The organism is Sphingomonas sp. FARSPH, assembly GCF_003355005.1.
Lineage (GTDB): Bacteria > Pseudomonadota > Alphaproteobacteria > Sphingomonadales > Sphingomonadaceae > Sphingomonas.
The window spans coordinates 2743322-2763147 of sequence record NZ_CP029985.1 but is presented as its reverse complement, the minus strand read 5'-3'; the positions used below and the strand labels follow the sequence as shown (position 1 = coordinate 2763147).

The 19826-nt window shown below is 67.5% G+C and carries 22 protein-coding genes and 1 tRNA gene; 12 read left to right on the top strand and 11 right to left on the bottom strand.

Going from position 1 to position 19826, the window contains the following annotated elements:
* The first annotated feature begins 39 nt into the window (after window positions 1-39).
* Window positions 40-324, top strand: a complete 285-nt coding sequence (locus tag DM480_RS13145) for a hypothetical protein (protein ID WP_115379701.1) — start codon at window positions 40-42, stop codon at window positions 322-324.
* A 97-nt stretch (window positions 325-421) separates the two neighbouring features.
* Window positions 422-976 (top strand): dCTP deaminase, encoded by a 555-nt coding sequence (gene dcd, locus DM480_RS13140; RefSeq protein ID WP_115379699.1) that lies wholly within the window; start codon window positions 422-424, stop codon window positions 974-976.
* 539 nt (window positions 977-1515) lie between these two features.
* Here the strand turns inward: dcd and DM480_RS13135 are convergent.
* The 4 genes from DM480_RS13135 to DM480_RS13120 form a co-directional block, all read right to left on the bottom strand.
* Window positions 1516-1944: an ExbD/TolR family protein gene (locus DM480_RS13135; protein ID WP_198665834.1), complete on the bottom strand. Its 429-nt coding sequence runs from the start codon at window positions 1942-1944 to the stop codon at window positions 1516-1518.
* Window positions 1945-1968: 24 nt separating this feature from the next.
* Window positions 1969-2445 (bottom strand): ExbD/TolR family protein, encoded by a 477-nt coding sequence (locus tag DM480_RS13130; protein WP_115379695.1) that lies wholly within the window; start codon window positions 2443-2445, stop codon window positions 1969-1971.
* Window positions 2446-2540: 95 nt separating this feature from the next.
* The gene (locus DM480_RS13125) at window positions 2541-3332 is read right to left on the bottom strand and encodes a MotA/TolQ/ExbB proton channel family protein (protein ID WP_115379693.1); all 792 of its coding nucleotides are present in this window, start codon (window positions 3330-3332) and stop codon (window positions 2541-2543) included.
* A gap of 65 nt (window positions 3333-3397) precedes the next feature.
* A complete protein-coding gene (locus DM480_RS13120; protein ID WP_115379691.1) occupies window positions 3398-4078 on the bottom strand; it encodes an energy transducer TonB in 681 nt (226 codons plus the stop codon).
* Between the two features lie 215 nt (window positions 4079-4293).
* Here DM480_RS13120 and DM480_RS13115 point away from each other — a divergent pair, with 215 nt between their 5' ends.
* A complete protein-coding gene (locus DM480_RS13115; RefSeq protein ID WP_232834000.1) occupies window positions 4294-5199 on the top strand; it encodes a hypothetical protein in 906 nt (301 codons plus the stop codon).
* On the opposite strand, the gene DM480_RS13110 is transcribed toward DM480_RS13115, so the two are convergent.
* The gene (locus tag DM480_RS13110) at window positions 5174-5545 is read right to left on the bottom strand and encodes a dihydroneopterin aldolase (RefSeq protein WP_115379689.1); all 372 of its coding nucleotides are present in this window, start codon (window positions 5543-5545) and stop codon (window positions 5174-5176) included. The two genes, DM480_RS13115 and DM480_RS13110, sit on opposite strands and share 26 nt — an antisense overlap.
* Window positions 5546-5693: 148 nt before the next feature.
* Between DM480_RS13110 and DM480_RS13105 the strand changes: the two genes are divergently transcribed.
* Genes DM480_RS13105 through DM480_RS13090 form a run of 4 tightly spaced genes read left to right on the top strand, consistent with a single transcriptional unit; the run spans window position 5694 to window position 8589 of the window.
* The gene (locus DM480_RS13105) at window positions 5694-6209 is read left to right on the top strand and encodes a GNAT family N-acetyltransferase (RefSeq protein ID WP_115379687.1); all 516 of its coding nucleotides are present in this window, start codon (window positions 5694-5696) and stop codon (window positions 6207-6209) included.
* Window positions 6210-6248: 39 nt separating this feature from the next.
* The gene (locus DM480_RS13100) at window positions 6249-6815 is read left to right on the top strand and encodes a DUF1285 domain-containing protein (RefSeq protein ID WP_198665833.1); all 567 of its coding nucleotides are present in this window, start codon (window positions 6249-6251) and stop codon (window positions 6813-6815) included.
* Window positions 6812-7426 (top strand): CoA pyrophosphatase, encoded by a 615-nt coding sequence (locus DM480_RS13095; RefSeq protein WP_115379685.1) that lies wholly within the window; start codon window positions 6812-6814, stop codon window positions 7424-7426. Before DM480_RS13100 ends, DM480_RS13095 begins: the two co-directional genes overlap by 4 nt.
* Window positions 7423-8589 carry a CCA tRNA nucleotidyltransferase gene (locus tag DM480_RS13090; protein ID WP_115379683.1) on the top strand — a complete coding sequence of 389 codons (1167 nt, stop codon included), beginning with the start codon at window positions 7423-7425 and terminating at the stop codon, window positions 8587-8589. Before DM480_RS13095 ends, DM480_RS13090 begins: the two co-directional genes overlap by 4 nt.
* Here DM480_RS13090 and DM480_RS13085 read toward each other — a convergent pair.
* Both DM480_RS13085 and parC read right to left on the bottom strand, forming a co-directional pair.
* Window positions 8586-10271 (bottom strand): putative bifunctional diguanylate cyclase/phosphodiesterase, encoded by a 1686-nt coding sequence (locus DM480_RS13085; RefSeq protein WP_115379681.1) that lies wholly within the window; start codon window positions 10269-10271, stop codon window positions 8586-8588. The genes DM480_RS13090 and DM480_RS13085 overlap by 4 nt on opposite strands.
* A 93-nt stretch (window positions 10272-10364) precedes the next feature.
* Window positions 10365-12632, bottom strand: a complete 2268-nt coding sequence (parC, locus tag DM480_RS13080; RefSeq protein WP_115379679.1) for a DNA topoisomerase IV subunit A — start codon at window positions 12630-12632, stop codon at window positions 10365-10367.
* 39 nt (window positions 12633-12671) lie between these two features.
* Between parC and DM480_RS13075 the strand changes: the two genes are divergently transcribed.
* Both DM480_RS13075 and DM480_RS13070 read left to right on the top strand, forming a co-directional pair.
* The gene (locus DM480_RS13075; protein ID WP_198665832.1) at window positions 12672-13547 is read left to right on the top strand and encodes an alpha/beta hydrolase; all 876 of its coding nucleotides are present in this window, start codon (window positions 12672-12674) and stop codon (window positions 13545-13547) included.
* Between the two features lie 107 nt (window positions 13548-13654).
* Window positions 13655-14218, top strand: coding sequence for a PAS domain-containing protein (locus tag DM480_RS13070; protein WP_232833999.1), 564 nt, complete (start codon window positions 13655-13657; stop codon window positions 14216-14218).
* 4 nt (window positions 14219-14222) lie between these two features.
* On the opposite strand, the gene DM480_RS18120 is transcribed toward DM480_RS13070, so the two are convergent.
* The 4 genes from DM480_RS18120 to DM480_RS13055 form a co-directional block, all read right to left on the bottom strand.
* Window positions 14223-14360, bottom strand: coding sequence for a hypothetical protein (locus DM480_RS18120; protein WP_157968797.1), 138 nt, complete (start codon window positions 14358-14360; stop codon window positions 14223-14225).
* 103 nt (window positions 14361-14463) lie between these two features.
* Complete coding sequence (locus DM480_RS13065) at window positions 14464-15021, bottom strand: fasciclin domain-containing protein (protein ID WP_115379673.1); 558 nt, start codon at window positions 15019-15021, stop codon at window positions 14464-14466.
* A 218-nt stretch (window positions 15022-15239) separates the two neighbouring features.
* Window positions 15240-15313: transfer RNA gene (locus tag DM480_RS13060), tRNA-Gly, on the bottom strand.
* Window positions 15314-15430: 117 nt separating this feature from the next.
* Window positions 15431-16189, bottom strand: coding sequence for a competence/damage-inducible protein A (locus tag DM480_RS13055; RefSeq protein ID WP_115379671.1), 759 nt, complete (start codon window positions 16187-16189; stop codon window positions 15431-15433).
* Between the two features lie 51 nt (window positions 16190-16240).
* Between DM480_RS13055 and map the strand changes: the two genes are divergently transcribed.
* The 3 genes from map to purL are packed head-to-tail and all read left to right on the top strand — an operon-like array spanning window position 16241 to window position 19782.
* Complete coding sequence (map, locus tag DM480_RS13050) at window positions 16241-17068, top strand: type I methionyl aminopeptidase (protein WP_115381316.1); 828 nt, start codon at window positions 16241-16243, stop codon at window positions 17066-17068.
* Between the two features lie 8 nt (window positions 17069-17076).
* Window positions 17077-17517: a DMT family transporter gene (locus DM480_RS13045; protein WP_115379669.1), complete on the top strand. Its 441-nt coding sequence runs from the start codon at window positions 17077-17079 to the stop codon at window positions 17515-17517.
* Window positions 17518-17553: 36 nt separating this feature from the next.
* Window positions 17554-19782: a phosphoribosylformylglycinamidine synthase subunit PurL gene (gene purL, locus DM480_RS13040; protein WP_115379667.1), complete on the top strand. Its 2229-nt coding sequence runs from the start codon at window positions 17554-17556 to the stop codon at window positions 19780-19782.
* Window positions 19783-19826: the final 44 nt, after the last annotated feature.

The window sequence follows — 19826 nt, the reverse complement described above, 5'->3', positions numbered from 1 at the left end:
CGCAGGCGTCGTCCAGGCTGGCGTCAAGCCCAGCCTGCCGTGCTGGACGGCCGCAACAATCCCGGCTTTTCGGGGGGCCCCGTATTGGCGCTACGCCCCGGCGACGACACGGTGCACGTCGTCGGCGTCGTCAGCGGTTACTGCACCGATCTCAACCCTATCGACGGCGCGGCGGACCTGTGGGTCGAAGGCAATGCCGGACTGATCTACGCCGCGCCGATGAAGCCGATCCTCGATGCGATCGACGCGCGTCCGATCGGCTGGCCCTTCGATCCCGCGTGGCATTGGCCGGACGGCCGCTTTCGCCCGTCGGCCCGTCGGTAAAGCCGCTGCGGTCAAGGCCGCGCCGCCGGGGTAGCGGCTTGCCCTTCGCGCCCAATCCGGCAATGGAAGGCGCGCTTGCGTCCAGAGGAACCGCCCGATGTCCATCCTGTCCGACCGCTGGATCCGCGAGGCTGCCGAGACGCAGGGGATGATCGAGCCGTTCGTCGAGGCGCAACGCCGCGACGGCTGCATCAGCTACGGCCTGTCTTCCTATGGCTATGATGCGCGGGTCGCGGACGAATTCAAGATTTTCACGAATGTCGACAATGCGTTGGTCGATCCGAAGGATTTCGCGTCGAACAGCTTCGTCGATCGCAAGACCGACGTGTGCATCATCCCGCCCAACAGTTTCGCGCTGGCGCGGACGGTGGAATATTTCCGCGTGCCGCGCGACGTGCTCGTCATCTGCCTCGGCAAGTCGACCTATGCGCGCTGCGGCATCATCGTCAACGTCACCCCGCTCGAGCCCGGCTGGGAAGGTCATGTCACGCTCGAATTCTCGAATACGACGCCGCTCCCCGCCAAAATCTACGCAAACGAGGGCGCGTGTCAGTTCCTGTTCCTGAAGGGCAACGAACCGTGCGAAGTCAGCTATGCCGACCGTGCCGGTAAATATATGGGGCAGCGCGGCGTCACCCTGCCCCGCCTCTAGGGCATTACGCTCGGATACCCTTCGAAGCGCCGCGCCGCCCCTCGCGGCAGGAAAGGGTTTCAGCCCGCTGTCCGTCGCCATCAAGAGCGTGGGCGGCCGCGGCGCACGATAGCAGGATCATATCCTCCGCCGCCAGGCTCTGGAGATCGGTGCGCGATGACCGCGACAGAGCGGCGGAAGTACCCGAAGACCGGCCGCGCTCGGGTTTCCGCCCGGGTCAGGGGGCCGGCAGGAGGATGCGCCGGTTCGCCCGGATCCCGCGCGCGGCCGCCCCGCTTGTTGCCAAGCGCTTGGCCCACGTTCTCCCATCGATGATATCAGCCCGCCGGAATCAGCGCGATTGCAGGCCCTGTGCCATCGACGGCAACCCCGCTCGTCCGTCCGGTCGCTCGCCTTCCGCCCGTGCCCAATGGTTGAGGCTTGAAAGGCCAGCCCATCGCCGTTCCATCGCCCGCAAGCAGTCCATCTGAGAGGGTCGAGGGCGCAAAAAAAGGCGACCCCATCAGGGGCCGCCGCAGGAATCTCATCGAATGATGGGATCAGAAGTCGTTGCGATACTGCTCGTTGCCGATGAAGCCGAGCTTGGTCACGTTCGACCGCTTGATCACCGCCAGCGTCTCGTCGACCTTTTCGTACTTGGCCGTCGGGTCGGGCTGGAAGTGGAGTTCCGGCTCCGGGTTCATGTTCGCCGCAACGTCCAGATACTGACGCAGCGTGACCAGATCCACCGGCGTGCCGTTCCACGATACGGTGCCAGCGGCATCGATCGTGATCTTGTTCTTCTGCGGGTCGACGGGCGGCTTCTGCTGCCGCGGGTCGTTGACCGGCAGGTCGACCTTGACCGCATGGGTCGGGATCGGAAGGGTAATGATGAACATGATGAGGAGCACGAGCATGACGTCGATCAACGGCGTCGTGTTCATTTCCATCATCGGCTCGCCGTCGTCGCGGCCACCACTCATTGCCATAGGGGCTTACTCCAGTCCTGGCCGTCAGCCCGCGCCGCCGGCGGGGGGCTGGGAGATGAAGCCGACGCGCGCGAAGCCCGCCTGCTGCATCGTGTAGATCGTGCCGCCGATGCACTTGTACGGCGTGTTCACGTCACCGCGGATATGCGCTTCCGGCAGTTCGAGCGCCGGGTTGCCGGGGCCGCCCTGACGGTCGATCTCGAGCTTCAGTTTGGCGACCGCACGATCGAGCAGCTCCTTGCTGCTGACCGGCGACGTGCCCCAGTAAACGGCGCAGCTGCCGTCCGGCTTGGTCGTGACCGAGAGGGATACGTTCTCGGGCTTGGTCACCGTGGGGTCGAACCGGACCTGGGGCAGCTTGATGCCCTTGACGGTCTGGATCGCCACCGGAACCGCGATCAGGAAGATGATGAGGAGCACCAGCATCACGTCCACGAGGGGCGTGGTGTTGATGTCCGACATCGGTTTTTCGGGGTCGCCCCCGCCAGCACTCATCGCCATGCGCGATCCATCCTATCCATTCAATCTGGCCGGTGCCTGACACGCCGGCCGGGAAGTGGGACGGCGCGAACACCGTCCCGCCCCCATGGTCCGCATTACGGACGGGTCTGCACGCCACCCGCCTGACCGGCGGTCGTCGTCGCCGCGGCCGGCTTGACCGGAGCCTTCGGCGCCGCACCGGCGATCGACGGCTTCACCGCGCCGTTAGAGGCGAGGAAGCCCAGCACGTCGTTCGAGAAGGCCGACAGGTCTTCAGCAATCGACTTGTTGCGACGCTGCAGCCAGTTGTAGGCGAGCACGGCCGGAACCGCGACGACGAGGCCGAGCGCGGTCATGATGAGCGCCTCACCGACCGGGCCGGCGACCTTGTCGATCGAGGGATCGCCCGACGCGCCGATCTTGATCAGCGCGCGGTAGATGCCGACCACGGTGCCGAACAGACCGATGAACGGCGCGGTCGCGCCGACCGTCGCGAGGAAGGCCAGGCCACCGCCCAGCTTCGAGTTGATCGCCGCTTCCGAACGGGCGAGCGAACCGTGCAGCCAGTCGTGCGCCTCGACCGGATCGGTCAGCTTGGCATGCTGCTCCTGCGCGGCCAAGCCGTCGTCGACGAGCTGCTTGTAGGCCGAGTTCTTCTCGAGCTTGGCCGAGCCTTCCTTCAGGCTGTTCGACTGCCAGAAGCCCTGGCGGACGCGCTTCGCCTGGTTGAGGATCTTCTGCTGCTCGAACAGCTTCGAGAACAGGATGTAGAAGGAGACGACCGACATCAGGACCAGGATCGAGAACACCGACTGCGAGATCAGGCCGCCTTCCTTGAGCGCCTGCTGCAGACCGAACTGGTTCTCGGCGGCCGCGGTGCCGCCCGCCGCGAGGATGGTGGTGAGCATTGTGAGTTAATCCCTCTCGTTCGATTAGTAGATCGGCGGCCGGGCACGCCCGGCCGCCGCAAAGATCATTCGTTCTCGAGCTGCCAGCGCACGCCGCGCAGCGCGTAGGTGGATTCGATCGCGTTGCCGCTCGCATCCTTGGCCGGGTTGAAGCGGCCGTTACGCTTGGCGAGGTTGCAGGTCGCCGTATCGAGATCAGAGTTGCCGCTGGACGACGTCACCGAACAGGCGGTGACGCGGCCGTTGGTCCCGACGGTCACCGACACGCTGACGCGGCCTTCCGCACCGGCACGACGTGCCGCGGGCGGATAGCTGTCCTGCGGGAACCAGTCGCCCTGGTTGCCGCGGACGCTCACCGGCGATGCGACGCGCGGCGGGGCCGGCGGCGCGGCCGGCGGCGCGGGCGGTGCAGGCGGCGCCGCGATCGGGGTCATGTTGATGACCGGCGGCGGCGTCGGCACCGTCGCGATGACGACGGGCGGCGGATTCGGGTTCTGCACGATCGGCGGCGGCGAGACGACCGGAGGCGGCGTCATCGGCGTGTCGGGCGGCGGGGGCGGCGGTTCGTCCGGCGGCGGGGGCGGCGGCTCCTCGACGTCGAACGTGTTAAGCTTTTCTTGGGCCTTCTTCACGAAATTGGTCGCAAGACCAGTGACGAAGGCATAGCCCAGTGCAGCATGGATCAGCGCGACGATGACGATCGCGACCACCCTGCCACCGGACATCTTCTGGTCAGCATAGGCCATTCAGCAACGACACTCCCTAATTCTCGGTTCGCGGACGCCCCGGGGGGAGAACGCACGCGACCCCTGCCGCGGCTGTCGCCGCGCAATGCAGTGGCCTAGTCCTATCGCCACGCCATCGTACACGCAAACGCTTTGTCGGACGCAACAAACGTACAATCGTCTCGCGACACTTTTATTTCTGTATCGTTCAGGGCGCCATCGCTAGGGAAAGCAGCATGAATCCGGCTTTTCGCATGACCGCCCCGCTCGGCCTCGCGCTGATCGTGCTCCCCAATTCCGCCATGATTCGCGCGCAGGATTTGGCGCCAGCGAATCGGCCCGTCGAAACCGGCGTCGGCGCGACGCCTTATGCCGACCTGGTCGATCTTATCACCGTCTCACCCGTCATCGCGGACGCGACGATCCGCTCGGCAACCCGGCTGAAGGGCGCCGAGGCGGCCGGCGTCGCGCCGGGTCGGACGCGTTTCTACGTCGAGGCGGACGTAACCGCGCTCGTCCGCGGAGCCGACGGCCTGCCGCCGCGCATCGGCTATCTGTTCGACGCCGCGCCAGCCGCCGACGGCGCGTTGCCCCGATTGAAGAAAGCGCGCGTGCTGGTGTTCGCGAAGCCCGTGCCGTCGACACCGGGCCAGGTGCAACTCGTCGCGCTCGACGGGCAGCGCGCCTGGAACGCCGCGGACGACCAGCGCATCCGCCAGATCGCACGCGACCTCGTCGCACCCGACGCGCCGCCGGTCATCACCGGCGTCGGCAACGCCTTCCACGTCCCCGGCGCGCTGCCCGGCGAGGGCGAGACGCAGGTCTTCCTGACGACCGCGAATGGCGCGCCGGTATCCTTGTCGATCCTGCGCCGGCCGGGCGAACAGCCGCGCTGGGCGGTCGCCCTGTCGGAGATCGTCGACGAGGCAGCCGCGCCGCCGGCGCGCGACACTCTATTGTGGTATCGCCTCGCCTGCAGCCTGCCGCCGGCGCTGCCTGCGCACAGCACCGCCTCGCTCGATGCGACCAACGCCGCCACCGCGCGCGAGGATTATGCATTCGTGCTTGCCAGGCTCGGCCCGTGCGGGCGTATCCGCACCGATCCCGGCGCGACGCTCAGCGGCGGTGGCGCACCAGCCTGATCCCGATCGCCTCGCCCGCCTCCGCAATCGCGAGTTTGACGATCTTCACCTCGACGCGGAGCACGCGCGCATCTCCGATCAGCAGCGTTTCGCAGATATGGTCGGCGACCGCCTCGACCAGCGTGAAATGCACGCCGGGCGGCAGCGCCTGCGTCGCGGCATTCTTGAGATCGAGATAATTCTTCGACGCCGACAAAGGCGTATCGGGCGCGAAATGGTCCTGACAGACGAGATCGACCGTGATCGAGATGCGCAGCGGCTGCGGCAGGTGCGTTTCTTCCGAATAGATGCCGGTGAGCACCTGGACCTCGAGGTCGTGGACTTCCAGTTGAAGCGTGTCTTGCATGGCGCCGCCCCTAGGCGCGGGCGGGATCGGCGGCAATGGGGGTGAGCCGCCGCGCTGCCGCGGACGTCATTCCACTTGCCTTCGCCCGCGGCGGACGTCATGCGCGCGCGTCCGTTTCGTGCGGATGCCGCCCCAGGAGAGCCACGCCATGATCGCCTTCGTGCCGCTCGGCACCATCGATGCCGCCGAGGTCGAGGCGCTGCTCGACCGCGCCTTCGGCCCCGATCGGCACGCGCGCACCGCCTATACTGTGCGCGGCGCGAGCGCGCCGATCGCCGCGCTCAGCTTCGCGGCGGTCGATGATGGCGCGCTCGTCGGGACGATCCAATGCTGGCCCGTCCAGCTGTCCGCCGACGACGGCACCGTCCACCCGATGGTGATGATCGGCCCGGTCGCGGTCGCGCCGGAACGGCAGCGCGACGGCATCGGCCGCATGCTGATGACGCACGCCCTGCGCGCCGCGAACGAGACGGGCCGCGACACCGCCCTGATGCTGATCGGCGATCCCGAATATTATGGCCGCTTCTTCGGCTTCGACGCCACGCGCACCGGCGCATGGCGCCTTCCCGGCCCGGTCGAACGGCATCGCTTACTTAGCAAGGGGGATGGCGTGCCGACGCTGGCCGGGCAGCTCGAGGCGGCGGCGACGCGCGTCATCGCCTGAACCTTTACGCGGCCGTCGCCCGCCCCTACCTCGCACAATATGCCGATGGACGCGCTTCCCGACCTTGCGACGCTGAGCCTTGCCGACGTCGCCCGGCTCGCCGAGGAGCGGCGCCTGCCGCCCGTGGAGCAGTGGAATCCCGCCCATTGCGGCGACAGCGAGATGCGCATCGCGGCGGACGGCACCTGGTTTCACCAAGGGAGTCCGATCGGCCGCCCGGCGATGGTGCGGCTGTTCTCGACGATCCTGCGCCGCGAACCCGATGGCGGATACGTCCTCGTCACGCCGGTCGAGAAGCTCGACATCGTCGTCGATGACGCCCCCTTCATTGCCGTCGAGATGAAGGCGGAGGGCGAAGGGCGCGCGTCCCGCCTCGCCTTCCGGCTCAATACCGGCGATCTCGTCTACGCCGATCGCGACCATTCCCTGCGGTTGGTGCAGGCCGCGGACGGTCCCCGGCCGTATCTGCGCGTGCGCGGCGACCTGGATGCGCTGATCGCCCGGCCAGTCTATTATGCGCTCGCCGAGCGCGCGATCGCGGGGGATGATGCGGTTCCCGGTGTGTGGAGCGACGGCGCGTTCTTTCCGCTGGAACCGGACGCGTGACGCTGGCCGAGCGGCTGCGCGCCGCGCTGGACGAGGGCAGCCGGCGGATGCCCGCGCTGCTGACCGGCGATCACGACGATCTCGACGGACGCGACGAGGCGGATATGACGCCGGCCGCCGTGCTCGTCGCGGTAACCGATCGGCCGCGGCCGGGGGTGCTGCTGACCCAGCGCACGGAAACGTTGCGCCATCACGCGGGCCAGGTCGCCTTTCCCGGCGGCCGGCTCGATCCCGGCGAAACCGCGATCGAGGCCGCCTTGCGCGAGGCGGACGAAGAAGTTGCGCTGCCGCCAGCCGCCGCGACGGTCATCGGCGTGGTCGACCGCTATCGCACCGTCACTGGCTTCACCGTCACCCCCGTGCTCGCCACGATCCCGCCCGACCTGCCGCTGCGCCCGAGCGAGGCGGAGGTGGCGAGCGTCTTCGAGGTGCCGCTCGACCATTTGCTCAACCCCGCCAATCACCGCCGCGAACGGGCGATGTGGCAGGGGCGCGCGCGACAATATTATCAGATCCCCTGGCAGGATCGTCGGATATGGGGCGCGACCGCTGCGATGATCGTCAACCTGTCACGCCGGCTGGCATGGGTGAACGAAGAGGCCCGGTCATGAAGCTGCCGCTCGAGGCGATCCGTCGACGCGCCGGGTTCGATGCGCTGGTCGACGCGCTGGGCGGCGCCGATTCCGCGCGCCTCGTCGGCGGCGTCGTGCGCGATACGTTGCTGGGCCTCGACCCGGCCGACATCGACCTGGCGACCGTCGTGCCGCCCGGCGAAGCCGTCGAACGCCTGGCGGCGGCGGGCATTCGCACCGTACCGACGGGAATCGCGCACGGCACGATCACCGCCCTGCCCGCGTCCGGCCCGGTCGAGGTCACGACGTTGCGGCGCGACGTCGCGACGGACGGCCGTCATGCCGTCGTCGCCTTCACCGACCAATGGCGCGAGGATGCCGCGCGGCGCGATTTCACGATCAACGCGCTCTACGCCGATCCCGCGACCGGCGCGATCTTCGACTATTTCGGCGGGCTGGACGATCTGGCCGCCGGCCGTGTCCGCTTCATCGGCGATCCGTTGCAGCGTATCGCCGAAGATCATCTGCGCATCCTGCGCTTTTTCCGCTTCCAAGCGCGCTTCGGCGACGCGATCGATGCCGAGGGTCTGGCCGCATGCCGCGCCCGTGCCAACGATCTGATGGCGCTGTCGCGTGAGCGGATCGCGGGCGAGCTGCTCAAGCTGCTCGTCGCGGCAAAGGCGGTGCCGGTCGTCGCGCTGATGATCGACCAGGGCATCTTTGCCGCGATGCTGCCCGAGATCACCGATGCCGCGCCGCTTGCCGACCTCGCCGCGCGCGAGGCGGCGGCGGGCATCGCACCCGACCCGATCCGCCGTCTCGCCGCGCTCGTCCCTGTTGCGGCGGCCGACGCGGTCGGCGCACGGCTCAAACTGTCGAACGCGGATCGCAAGCGGCTGATCGCCGCGACGCAAGGACCGGGCGAGGAGGGCGCCCGCGCCCTCGCCTATCGGGTCGGCCCGGTGAGCGCGATCGACCGGTTGTTGCTGGCGGGGGAGCGGATCGACGATGTTCGGGATTGGCAACCGCCGTCATTGCCGATCGGCGGCGGCGCCCTGGTGCAACGCGGTCTGAGCAAGGGACCGCAAGTCGCAGCCGTCCTGCGTCGGATCGAAAGCGCCTGGATTGCGGAAGGTTTTCCCGATGCGGCGCGTGTCGCCGCGCTCGCCGATCGCGAAGTCGCGATGGAAACCGCGGCCTAGGCGCTGCGCCGCTGCGCGCGCAGGCGACGGACGAGCGCCAGCGCGTCGCTTGCCTCTAGCGGTCGCGCATACAGATATCCCTGGCCATAGGTGCAGCCGAGCGCGGCGAGCGTTTGCGCGAGCTCGTTGGTCTCGACGCCCTCGGCGGTCGTCTTCATGCCCAGCGCTTGCGCGAGGCTGAGAATAGCGCGGACGATCGCGATCTTATCCCTGTCCGCAAGCATTTCGGTGACGAAGCTGCGATCGATCTTGAGGATGTCGATCGGCAATTGCTGCAGATAGGCAAGGTTCGAATAGCCCGTGCCGAAATCGTCCATCGCCAGCACGGTGCCGAGCGACCGCAGCGCGTGCATCGCGCGCGCGGTCCGATCGGGATCGCTGACGATCGCGCTTTCGGTCAGTTCGAGCGTGAACCGCTCGCCCTTCAGGCCGTGGCGGATCAGGCTGCCTTCGACGACGGCGGCGATGTCGTCGCGCTGAATCTGGATCGCCGATAGATTGACCGCCATCCGCATCCCGCAGTCGCCGCCGCACGATTCGTCCAGCCACACCAACGTGGGAGCCGCTTCTTCCATCGCCCAGCGGCCGAGCGGCACGATCAGGCCGGATTCCTCCGCGACGGGGATGAACTTGCTGGGATCCTGGTCGACGCCCTGCAGGTCGCGCCAGCGCGCCAGCGCCTCGAACGCCACGATCTCGCCGCTCGCCAGATCGCAGATCGGCTGGAACGCGAGCCGCAACTGCGACTGCTCGATCGCCCGGCGTAAGGCCGTTTCCATCGCGAACTGGTCGCGCGCGATCGTGAAGGCGTCGGTGTGATACGATTCGACCTGCGTTCCCGACTTAGCCGCCTTGACCGCGAATTGCGCGTTGCGGATCAGCTCCTCGACATCGTCGACCGCATCCTCGCCGTGGGCGATGCCGATCGCGCAATCGACGCCGATCTCGTAATCGCTGAGGCGAAACGGCGCGACCAGGGCGCGGCGGATGCGGTCCGCCAGTTGTTCGGCCTCGTAGCGCGCGGCATCGATCCCCATCAGCACGCCGAATTCGTCACCGCCGATACGCGCCAGCGAATCGCGCGCGCGCAGCGCGCCCTTGATACGCCGGGCGACGGTGATCAGCAGCTCGTCCCCGGCAAGACCGCCGAGACAGGCGTTGAGTCGGCCGAACCGATCGAGGTCGATGACGAGCACGGCATGACGCCGATCCGCGGCCTGTGCCGCCTCGATCAGGTCGCTGAAACCCTCGCGATTGGGCAGGCCGGTCAGGCTGTCGGTCGTCATCTCGCGGCGCAGCGAGCGTTCGGTGTGGATCTGCGCCGTCAGATCGACGAGGCCGATCTGGCAGCGATCGCGTACAGCGGCATTGGTGCGCGCGAAGGTGACGCGATAATATCGGCAATCGATGACCTCGCCGATCGACCACTCGAAATCGCTGCGCAGTTCCTGCGAGCGCAAAAAGGCATCGATCCTGGGCCCCAGGGCCTGGAGCATTGCCGATCGCTCTGCCACCACCCCCAGCCCGGCTAGCCGATAGGCGCGGTTGATCCCGAGAAACCCGAAACCGCTGCTGCTCCGCACCACCTGAACCGCGGGAATCGGGATCAGCTCCAGGTCCTGCGCGAGCAGGTCGAGCTCGGCAGGGTGCGTCGTCGCGACATCGGTCGGGGCGCTGGCCATGCGAGCGTGCTAGCCGCCGATCGTTAATTCCTGCTGAAAAGCCGATCGGGAAAAACGCGGGGCCGTCATTCCGTGCCTGTCGGAACGGGGGCGCTATCCGAAGAAGCGGTTGTCGCGCGGGAACCCGGTCGGCGGCGTCCGGCCCGCGGCACCGCGCGCGGCGCGCCAGAGCGACAGGTCGGCTTCGGTGCGCATCCGCCCCGTCTCGCCGCCCATCGGCCAGCTCATTCCCTGCGCGAAGACGAACGTGATCGCATCCGACAGGCTGCCTTCGCGGAACCGCTGGATCTGCACGCCCTGCCCCCGGCTCATCACCGGCAGTTCCGTGATCGGGAAGACCAGGAACTTGCGATTGTCGCCGATCGCCGCGACATAATCGGCATCGGCCGCGACCGGTCGGACGACGATCAGCTTTGCGCCGGTACGCGGCGTCATCACCGTCTTGCCCTTTCGCGTCTCCGCGATCGTATCGGCGACCGGAACGATGAAACCGCGCCCGTCGCTCGCCGCGATCAGCAGTTTGTCCTGCGCGCGGGCGTTGAGGAAGGCGGCGACGCCGACCGATCCGTCGAGGTCGATCATCGCGCGCACCGGCTCGCCGAAGCCGCGGCCGCCGGGCAGCTTGTCGGCGGCGAGCGTGTAGAACCGGCCGTTTTCCGCGGCGAGCAGCAACTTGTCGGTAGTCTGCGCGTGAAAGGCGAAGGCGGGGCCGTCCCCCTCCTTGAACTTCAGCGTCTCCGCCCCCCCGGCCTTCATGGCGGCCAGGTCGCCATGTCCCTTCATCGCGCGGATCCAGCCGCGCTGCGACAAGATGACGGTGATCGGCTCGCGCTCGATCATCGCCTCCAGCGGGATGTCGCGCGTCGGCCCGGCTTCCTCGATCCCGGTGCGCCGCTTGCCGAGGGCGGTGTCCGGACCATAGCGGTCGCGCAACTTGCCGAGATCGCGCTTCATCCGCGTGCGCTGCCGCGCCTCGGACCCGAGCAGCGTCGTCAAATCCACCTGTTCCTTGTCGAGCTTGTCGCGTTCGCCGCGAATCTCGAACTCCTCCAGCCGCCGCAGCGAGCGCAGCCGCATGTTGAGGATCGCTTCTGCCTGCCGGTCGGTCAGGCGGAATTCGGCGATCATCACTTGCTTGGGCTCGTCCTCGGTCCGGATGATCTCGATGACACGATCGAGGTTGAGATAGGCGACGAGATAACCGTCGAGCAGCTCGACCCGATCAGCGATCTTCGCCAGCCGATGCTCGGTGCGGCGGCGCAGAACGACGAACTGATGGTCGACCCAGGCCTTCAACGCCTCGCGCAGGCTCATCACCCGCGGTGTGCGCGCATGGTCGAGGACGTTGAGGTTGAGGCCGAAGCGCGTTTCCAGATCCGAGAAGCGGAACAGCCCGTCCATCAGCACCTGCGGGTCGACAGTGCGGCTGCGCGGTTCGAGGACGATGCGCACCACCGCGTCCGATTCGTCGCGCACATCGGCTAGGATCGGCAGCTTGCGCTCGTTGATCAGCGCCGCGATCTGCTCGATGAGCTTGCCCTTCTGGACGCCATAGGGAATCTCGGTGACGACCAGCTGCCATCCGCCGCCCTTCTCGCGCTCGATCTCCCAGCGCGCGCGGATGCGGAACGAGCCGCGCCCCGTGGCGTAGCTTTCGGCGATCACCGCCGCCGGGTCGACGACCAGTCCGCCGGTCGGAAAGTCCGGCCCCTTGACGTGCTCCAGGACCATCGCATCGGTCGCATCCGGCCGATCGACCAGCATGATCGCGGCATCGAGCAGCTCGGCGGCGTTGTGCGGCGGTATGTTGGTCGCCATCCCGACGGCGATGCCCGCCGCACCATTGGCGAGGAGGTTGGGGAACAGGCCGGGAAACAGCTCCGGCTCCTGCTCCTCGCCATTGTAGGTCGGACGATAGGCGACCGCATCCTCATCCAGCCCGTCCATCAGGTCGATCGCGACCTGCGTCAGTCGCGCCTCGGTGTAGCGATAGGCGGCGGCGTTATCGCCGTCGATGTTGCCGAAATTCCCCTGCCCGTCGACCAGCGGGTAGCGCAGCGCGAAATCCTGCGCGAGGCGGACCATCGCGTCGTATACCGACTGATCGCCATGCGGATGATATTTGCCGATGACGTCGCCGACGACGCGCGCGCACTTCTTATACCCGGCGGCAGGATCGAGCCGCAACAGCCTCATTGCCCACAACAATCTGCGATGGACCGGCTTCAACCCGTCGCGCACGTCGGGCAGCGAACGCGCGGTGATCGTCGACAGCGCATAGACGAGGTAGCGTTCGGACAGCGCGCTGTCGAAGGGCGCGTCGAGCACGCCGATCGGCGGCTCCTGGAAATCGGTGGCCATAACGGGAACGATTAGCAGGTGGGCGGCGGGCGTCAAAGCATGCCGCGCGCATCCGCCGGCTTTCGCGGCGCGGCGGCGGGAATTATAGCCTGGCCCATGCTAACCTGGGACGATCTGACGGCGCGCCCCCGCCCCGTCGCTGACGCGACGCTTGCTTACGGTCCGGACGCGATGCACTGCGTCGACCTGTGGCTGCCCGCAGGCGACGGGCCCTTTCCGGTCGTTCTGATGGTTCATGGCGGCTGCTGGCAGACGAGCATCGCCGACCGTCGGCTGATGGACTGGGTTGCGGGCGACCTGCGCGCCGCCGGCCATGCGGTGTGGAACATCGATTATCGCGGCGTCGATCGCGCTGGCGGCGGCTATCCGGGCACCTTCCTCGATGCAGCGGCGGCGGCCGATCTGCTCCGCATCGAGGCGCCCAGCTACAAGCTCGACTTATCCCGCCTGATCGCGGTCGGCCATTCGGCGGGCGGCCATCTCGCCCTGTGGCTGGCGGGCCGCCATCGTCTGCCGCACACCAGCCCGCTGTATCGATCCCAGCCGCTCCCTATCGACCATGTCGTCGTGCTAGGCGGTCTGCCCGATCTCGCCGCAACCGCCGCCAGCCCGGACAACGGCTGCGGCACGGCCGTGGTCGAGAAACTCGTCGGGGTGGACCGGCCGGCGCCTTACGCCGACACGTCGATCCCGCCGCTGCTGCCACTCGGCGTGCGGCAGGACCTCGTCAACGGCCGCGAGGATCGGATCATCCCCTATCGCTTCGCGACCGATTATCGCGCCCTGGCGCAGGCGGCCGGCGATCCGGTCGCGTTGCACACGATCCCACACACCGGTCACGTCGAACTCGTGACTCCCGGCACCGCAGCCTGGACGCATGCACGCACGCTGATCGACCGGGCACTGGCACCCTGACGTCGAGCAATCGGTTATCGCTGCGGCCGGCCGTCGTTGTGGGGCAATCGCAACGCGTGCATGATGCGTGCCGACCACCGCACGCTGGAACCAGAAAAAGCCGCCACATGTCACCATTGGAGATGATCGAGGGAAGCGCGATCGCCGCGGTAATCAGCGACCCGACGTTGCCGGATACGCCGATCATCGCCTGCAACGAGGCGTTCGTCGCGCTGACCGGCTATGACCGGGATCAGATCGTCGGCCGCAATTGTCGCTTCCTCCGCGGCCCGGACACGGAACCCGCGGCGACCGAGGAGCTGCGGCAGGCGGTGCGTGAGGAACGGGCGACGCTGGTCGAAATCCTGAACTACAAGCGTGACGGGACGCCGTTTCGCAACGCGGTGATGCTTGCGCCGATCTTCGGCGACGGGGGCGACCTGCGCTACATCCTTGGGTCGCAGATCGCGGTGGAAGCGCCAAGAGCGCCGCTCGCCTCGCTCGATCGGCTCACCGACCGCCAGCGGGAAATCCTGCGCCTCGTCGCTGCGGGGCAACTCAACAAACAGATCGCGTGGCAATTGGGGATCAGCGAGCGGACGGTGAAGATAGACCGCGCCGCCGCGCTGGAAACGCTCGGTTGCCGCACCACCGCAGACGCCATCCGGCTCGCAGTCGAAGCCGGCCTTTAGAAGATCAGGTGAACCAGCCATCGGCGCGCGTGTCCGATGCCATCAGCACGATCCGGAACACGATCACCGCGACCCAGAACAGCACGAAGAGGACGGCTGCGCTTTTCAACGCGATACGCTCGTTCCTAGACAGCTTGTGCACGATCTTCCCTCCTCAATCGATCAGCCGGCGATGACCGGGCGCGACGCGCGCCCGGCTCGCGACGTCGGGAAAGGCGACGCGGACGCCGCCTTTCCGGTGCATTTTATGGCTGCAGCACGTGGTCGATCACATGGACGACGCCGTTCTTCTGCGGCACGTCAGTGATCGTGACGGCAGCCTGACCGCCCTTGGCATCGCTCAACACGACCGACTTGCCCGACAGCGTCGCCTTGATCGGCTCACCCTGCACCGTGGTCAGCGTCGCGGTGCCGCCGCCGGCCTTGATCTGCTTGATCAAGGCCTTGGCGTCCAGTTTCCCGGGGACAACGTGATAGGTCAGGATCGCGGTGAGCTGGTCCTTGTTCGCCGGTTGCAGCAACGTGTCGACGGTGCCGGCGGGCAGCGCGTTGAACGCTTCGTTGGTCGGCGCGAACACGGTGAAGGGCCCAGGGCTGCTCAGCGTATCGACGAGGCCGGCCGCCTTCACGGCCGCGACCAGGGTGGTCAGATCCGGCGAGGCAGAGGCGTTCTCGACGATCGTTCTCGACGCGACCATCGGCGCCCCGCCAACCATCTTCGTCTGCGCCGCGACGCCCGCCGGCACGGCCAGCACGGCAAGGCCGCCGAACGCCATCGTCATCATCATCTTCGAAACAGGCATGTGTCGTCTCCCCAGGTTTTACTCGGGGACATAACGTGATGCGGATCAATCCGTTTCGGGACGGAACACTTTAGATCAATGCCCAGACAAGCGCGTTAAAACGCTGTAAAAGATCGATTTATTTTGGAAGTATTAGTACCCTCTGACCGCCCTGCCCCTTTGGGCATCGCGTCACACGTCGACCAGGCTGCCCATTTCGCGCTGCGAAAATTTGAGCTTGGAGCGGGTGAAGGGAATCGAACCCTCGTCGTAAGCTTGGGAAGCTTCTGCTCTACCATTGAGCTACACCCGCGCAGCCGCGGCTTTGCCGTGATGCGGTCGCCGGACATGGCTGACGACTGGCTCAAGCGTTTTTAACGGTGGGCGCAGGCTCGTCAACCACGCTTAGGCGAAAATTCGCTTGGGCGGCTCAGATGCCGCCTGCGACGACGGCGCGGCCTTCCGCCTCCAACGCGGCGGTCAGGTCCGCCAAGCAGCGGTCGACCAGCGCCTGTTCGGGGCTGCGCACGACGAAATTGGCGCCCGTCCTGCCGTCGCGAAAGAAGGGGTAGCTGCCGATCGCGACGCCTTCGTGCGTTTTCTCCGCGTCGCGCAACAGGTCGGCGACCTCGCTTTCCGCGACCCAGCAGCCGATCGTGCCCGACACCACGGGGCGACCACCTTCCAGTGTACCCGTCAGCGCGTCGAGCATGCCGGCGGTGATGTGCGGCACGCCCGCCATCACGAAGATCGACCCGATGCGGATCCCCGGGGCGCCGGACACACGGTTGGGGATCAGGGTCGCGCCCTCGGGCACGCGCGCCATCCGCGCCCGCGCCTCGGTCAGGCCGCCACGCGTCGCGTAATAGGCCTCCAGCGTCGCCATCGCGTCCGGGTGGTGGACGACGGGCAGCTTCAATGCCGTCGCAATCGCGTCGACGGTGATGTCGTCGTGCGTCGGGCCGATGCCGCCGGTCGTGAACAGATAGTCGTTGCGCGCGCGCAGGGCGTTCACCGCCTCGACGATCGCCTCCTGCCGGTCCGCGACGACGCGCACCTCAGCGAGGCGGATACCCTGGACGTTGAGCCACGCGGCCAGCTGCGCGATGTTCCTGTCCTGCGTCCGCCCGGACAGGATTTCATCGCCGATCACCACCAAAGCGGCGGTCCAGATACGCTCGTCTGCCATGACCCCGGGCATAGCCTCGTAAAGGCCGGCCCGCTACGCTATATGGCGGCGATGACCGAATATGTGACCGTGACCTCCGACGCGCCGGAGGGGCGCACCGGCGCCATCAAGCTGCATGGCGCCGCCGCTTTCGCCGGGATGCACAAGGCGGGACGCCTCGCCGCCGAAACGCTCGACATGCTGGTGCCGCACATGGTGCCCGGCGTCACGACGGCCGAGCTCGACCGGCTGATCTACGACTTCATTACCGGGAACGGCGGCGTGCCCGCGACACTGGGCTATCGCGGCTACACGCATTCGACGTGCATCTCGATCAATCATGTCGTGTGCCACGGCATTCCGTCGGAAAAGACCCTGAAATCGGGCGACATTGTCAACGTCGACGTGACGCCGATCGTCGACGGCTGGCACGGCGACACCAGCCGCATGTACCTGATCGGCGAGGTTCCGCTGAAGGCGAAGCGGCTGGTCGAGGTGACGTACGAATGCCTGATGCTGGGCATCGAGCAGGCGAAGCCGGGCAATCACATGGGCGACGTCGCGCACGCGATCCAGCGTCACGCCGAAAAGCATCGCTACGGCGTCGTCCGGGATTTCTGCGGCCACGGGCTGGGTCGCCTGTTCCACGATGCGCCCGAGGTCGTGCATGTCGGCAAGCCGGGAACCGGGCCCGAACTGAAGGCGGGCATGATCTTCACCATCGAACCGATGATCAACATCGGGCGCCCGGACGTGAAGCTGCTCGACGACGGCTGGACCGCGGTGACGCGCGACCGGTCGCTGTCGGCGCAGTTCGAACATTCGATCGGCATCACCGAAGACGGCTGCGAAATCTTCACGCTCAGCCCGAAGGGATACACCCAGCCGCCTTACGCGTAACAGGCGACATGGCCGCGTTATTCCCGCTGATCGCCGTTCTGTTGGCCGGGATCGGCCTTGCGGCGCAGGCGCCGACCAATGCCGTCCTGGCGAAGAATTCCGGTTCGGTCCTGCTCGCGGCACTGGTGTCGTTCCTCGTCGGCGCGGCTGCCCTCGCGGCGGCATGGGGCGCGTTCGATCGGACTGCGCCGTCGATGCTGGGGGGCGCGCCGATCTGGGCGTGGCTGGGCGGGTTCTACGGTGCGGGATTCGTCGCGGCGATGGCCTTTGCGGCGCCGCGGCTGGGCCTTGCCACCGCACTCACCGTTGCGATCGCCAGCCAGCTCGCCACCGCGCTCGTCCTCGATCACTTCGGACTGCTCGGCCTCAAGGCAGAGCCCGTCACCCTGCCTCGTCTCGCCGGCGCGGCGCTGGTCATCGGCGGCGTCATCCTGATGCGCCGGGGATAGTGACGAAACCGCCGCGCTCCCCTAAAGGCGCGGGCCATGACCCAGATCACGCCCGAGATCGTCGCCGAACACGGCCTGTCCCCCGAGGAATATCAGCGCGTGCTGAACGCGCTCGGCCGCGTGCCCAATCTGGTCGAACTGGGCATCTTTTCGGTGATGTGGTCGGAGCATTGCTCATACAAATCCTCGCGCATCCACCTGAAGAAGCTGCCCACCACCGGACCGCAGGTGATTTGCGGCCCCGGCGAGAATGCCGGCGTCATCGACATTGGGGACGGTCAGGCGGCGATCTTCAAGATGGAGAGCCACAACCACCCGTCGTACATCGAGCCGTATCAGGGCGCGGCGACGGGCGTCGGCGGCATCCTGCGCGACGTGTTCACGATGGGCGCGCGGCCCGTCGCCAACATGAACGCGCTACGCTTCGGCCGGCCGGACCATCCCAAGATGCGCCATCTGATCGCGGGCGTCGTCCACGGCATCGGCGGCTACGGCAATTGCGTCGGCGTGCCCACGGTCGGCGGCGAGGTGAACTTCCATCCCGCCTATGACGGCAACATCCTGGTCAATGCGATGACCGTCGGCGTCGCGGATCAGGACAAAATCTTCTATTCCGCCGCCAGCGGCATCGGCAATCCGATCGTCTACGTCGGGTCGAAGACCGGCCGCGACGGCATCCACGGCGCGACCATGGCGTCGGCGGACTTCGGCGAGGATGCCGAGGAGAAGCGCCCGACGGTGCAGGTCGGCGATCCCTTCACCGAAAAATTGCTGATCGAGGCGTGCCTGGAGCTGATGGCGACCGACGTCATCGTCGCGATCCAGGACATGGGCGCGGCCGGCCTCACCTCCTCGAGCGTGGAGATGGCGTCGAAGGGCGGTGTCGGCATCGAACTCATCATGGACGACGTGCCGCAGCGCGAAACGGGCATGACCGCCTACGAGATGATGCTCTCCGAGTCGCAGGAGCGCATGCTGATGGTGCTTAAGCCCGGCCGCGAGCCCGAAGCGGAGGCGATCTTCCGCAAGTGGGAGCTCGACTTCGCGGTGATCGGCCACGTCACCGATACCGGGCGCATGGTGCTGAAACATCATGGTGAGGTGGTGTGCGACATCCCGCTCGCCCCGCTCGCCGACGATGCGCCCCTCTACGATCGCCCGCACGTGCCGACGGTGCCGCCGGCGATGCCCGCGGAACTGCCCGAAAGCCGCGACATCGCGAAGGACCTCAAGACGCTGATCGGTTCCCCCGACATCGCCAGCCGCCGCTGGATCTGGGAGCAGTACGACCATATGGTCGGCGCCGACACCGTCCAGCGCCCGGGCGGCGACGCCGCGGTGGTGCGCGTCCACGACACGCCAAAGGCGCTGGCGATCACCACCGACTGCACCCCCCGCTATTGCTTCGCCGACCCCGTGCAGGGCGGCCGCCAGGCGGTGGCGGAGGCATGGCGCAACCTGACCGCGGTCGGCGCCAAGCCGCTCGCGGTCACCAACTGCCTGAACTTCGCCAACCCGCAACGGCCCGAGATCATGGGCCAGATCGTCGGCTGCCTCGAGGGGATGAGCGACGCCTGCCGCGCGCTCGACTTCCCGATCGTGTCCGGCAACGTCAGCCTCTACAACGAATCGAAAGCGACCGGCGGCGGCTCCGCTATCCTGCCCACCCCCGCGATCGGCGGCGTCGGCCTGCTCGCCGATTGGCAAGCCAATATGACGATCGCGTTCAAGGGCACCGGCGACGTCATCCTCGCGGTCGGCACGCGCGGCGGCCACCTCGGCCAGTCGCTGTATCTGCGCGAATGCCACGGTATCGAGGGCCGCGACGCCGGACCGCCGCCGCCCGTCGACCTCGACGCGGAGCGCCGCACCGGCGACCTGATCCGCCGCGGGATCGAACAGGGCCAGCTCTCCGCCGTGCACGACGTCTCCGACGGCGGCATCGCGGTGACGCTCGCCGAGATGGCGCTGGCCGGCAACATCGGCGCCATGATCGATCGCAAGCAGCCGTTCGGCTGCGCCCGATCGTTCTTCGCGGAGGACCAGGGCGTGTACGTCGTGACCGTCCACGATCACGCACTGATGGATTTCCTGGCAGAGGCGCATGCCGCAGACGTCGAGGCGGAACCGCTGGGTCGCACGGGCGGCAGGCGGCTGATCTTCGAACGCCCCGACCGCGACGACGTGGTGAGCCTCGACGATCTGCGCCACGCGCACGAGGCGTTCTTCCCGACGCTGATGGGAGCGGAAGCGGCGCTGGCGTAAAAGGGCGCAGCATCACGGGCAAGAACGGGCGGCGATCGCATCGC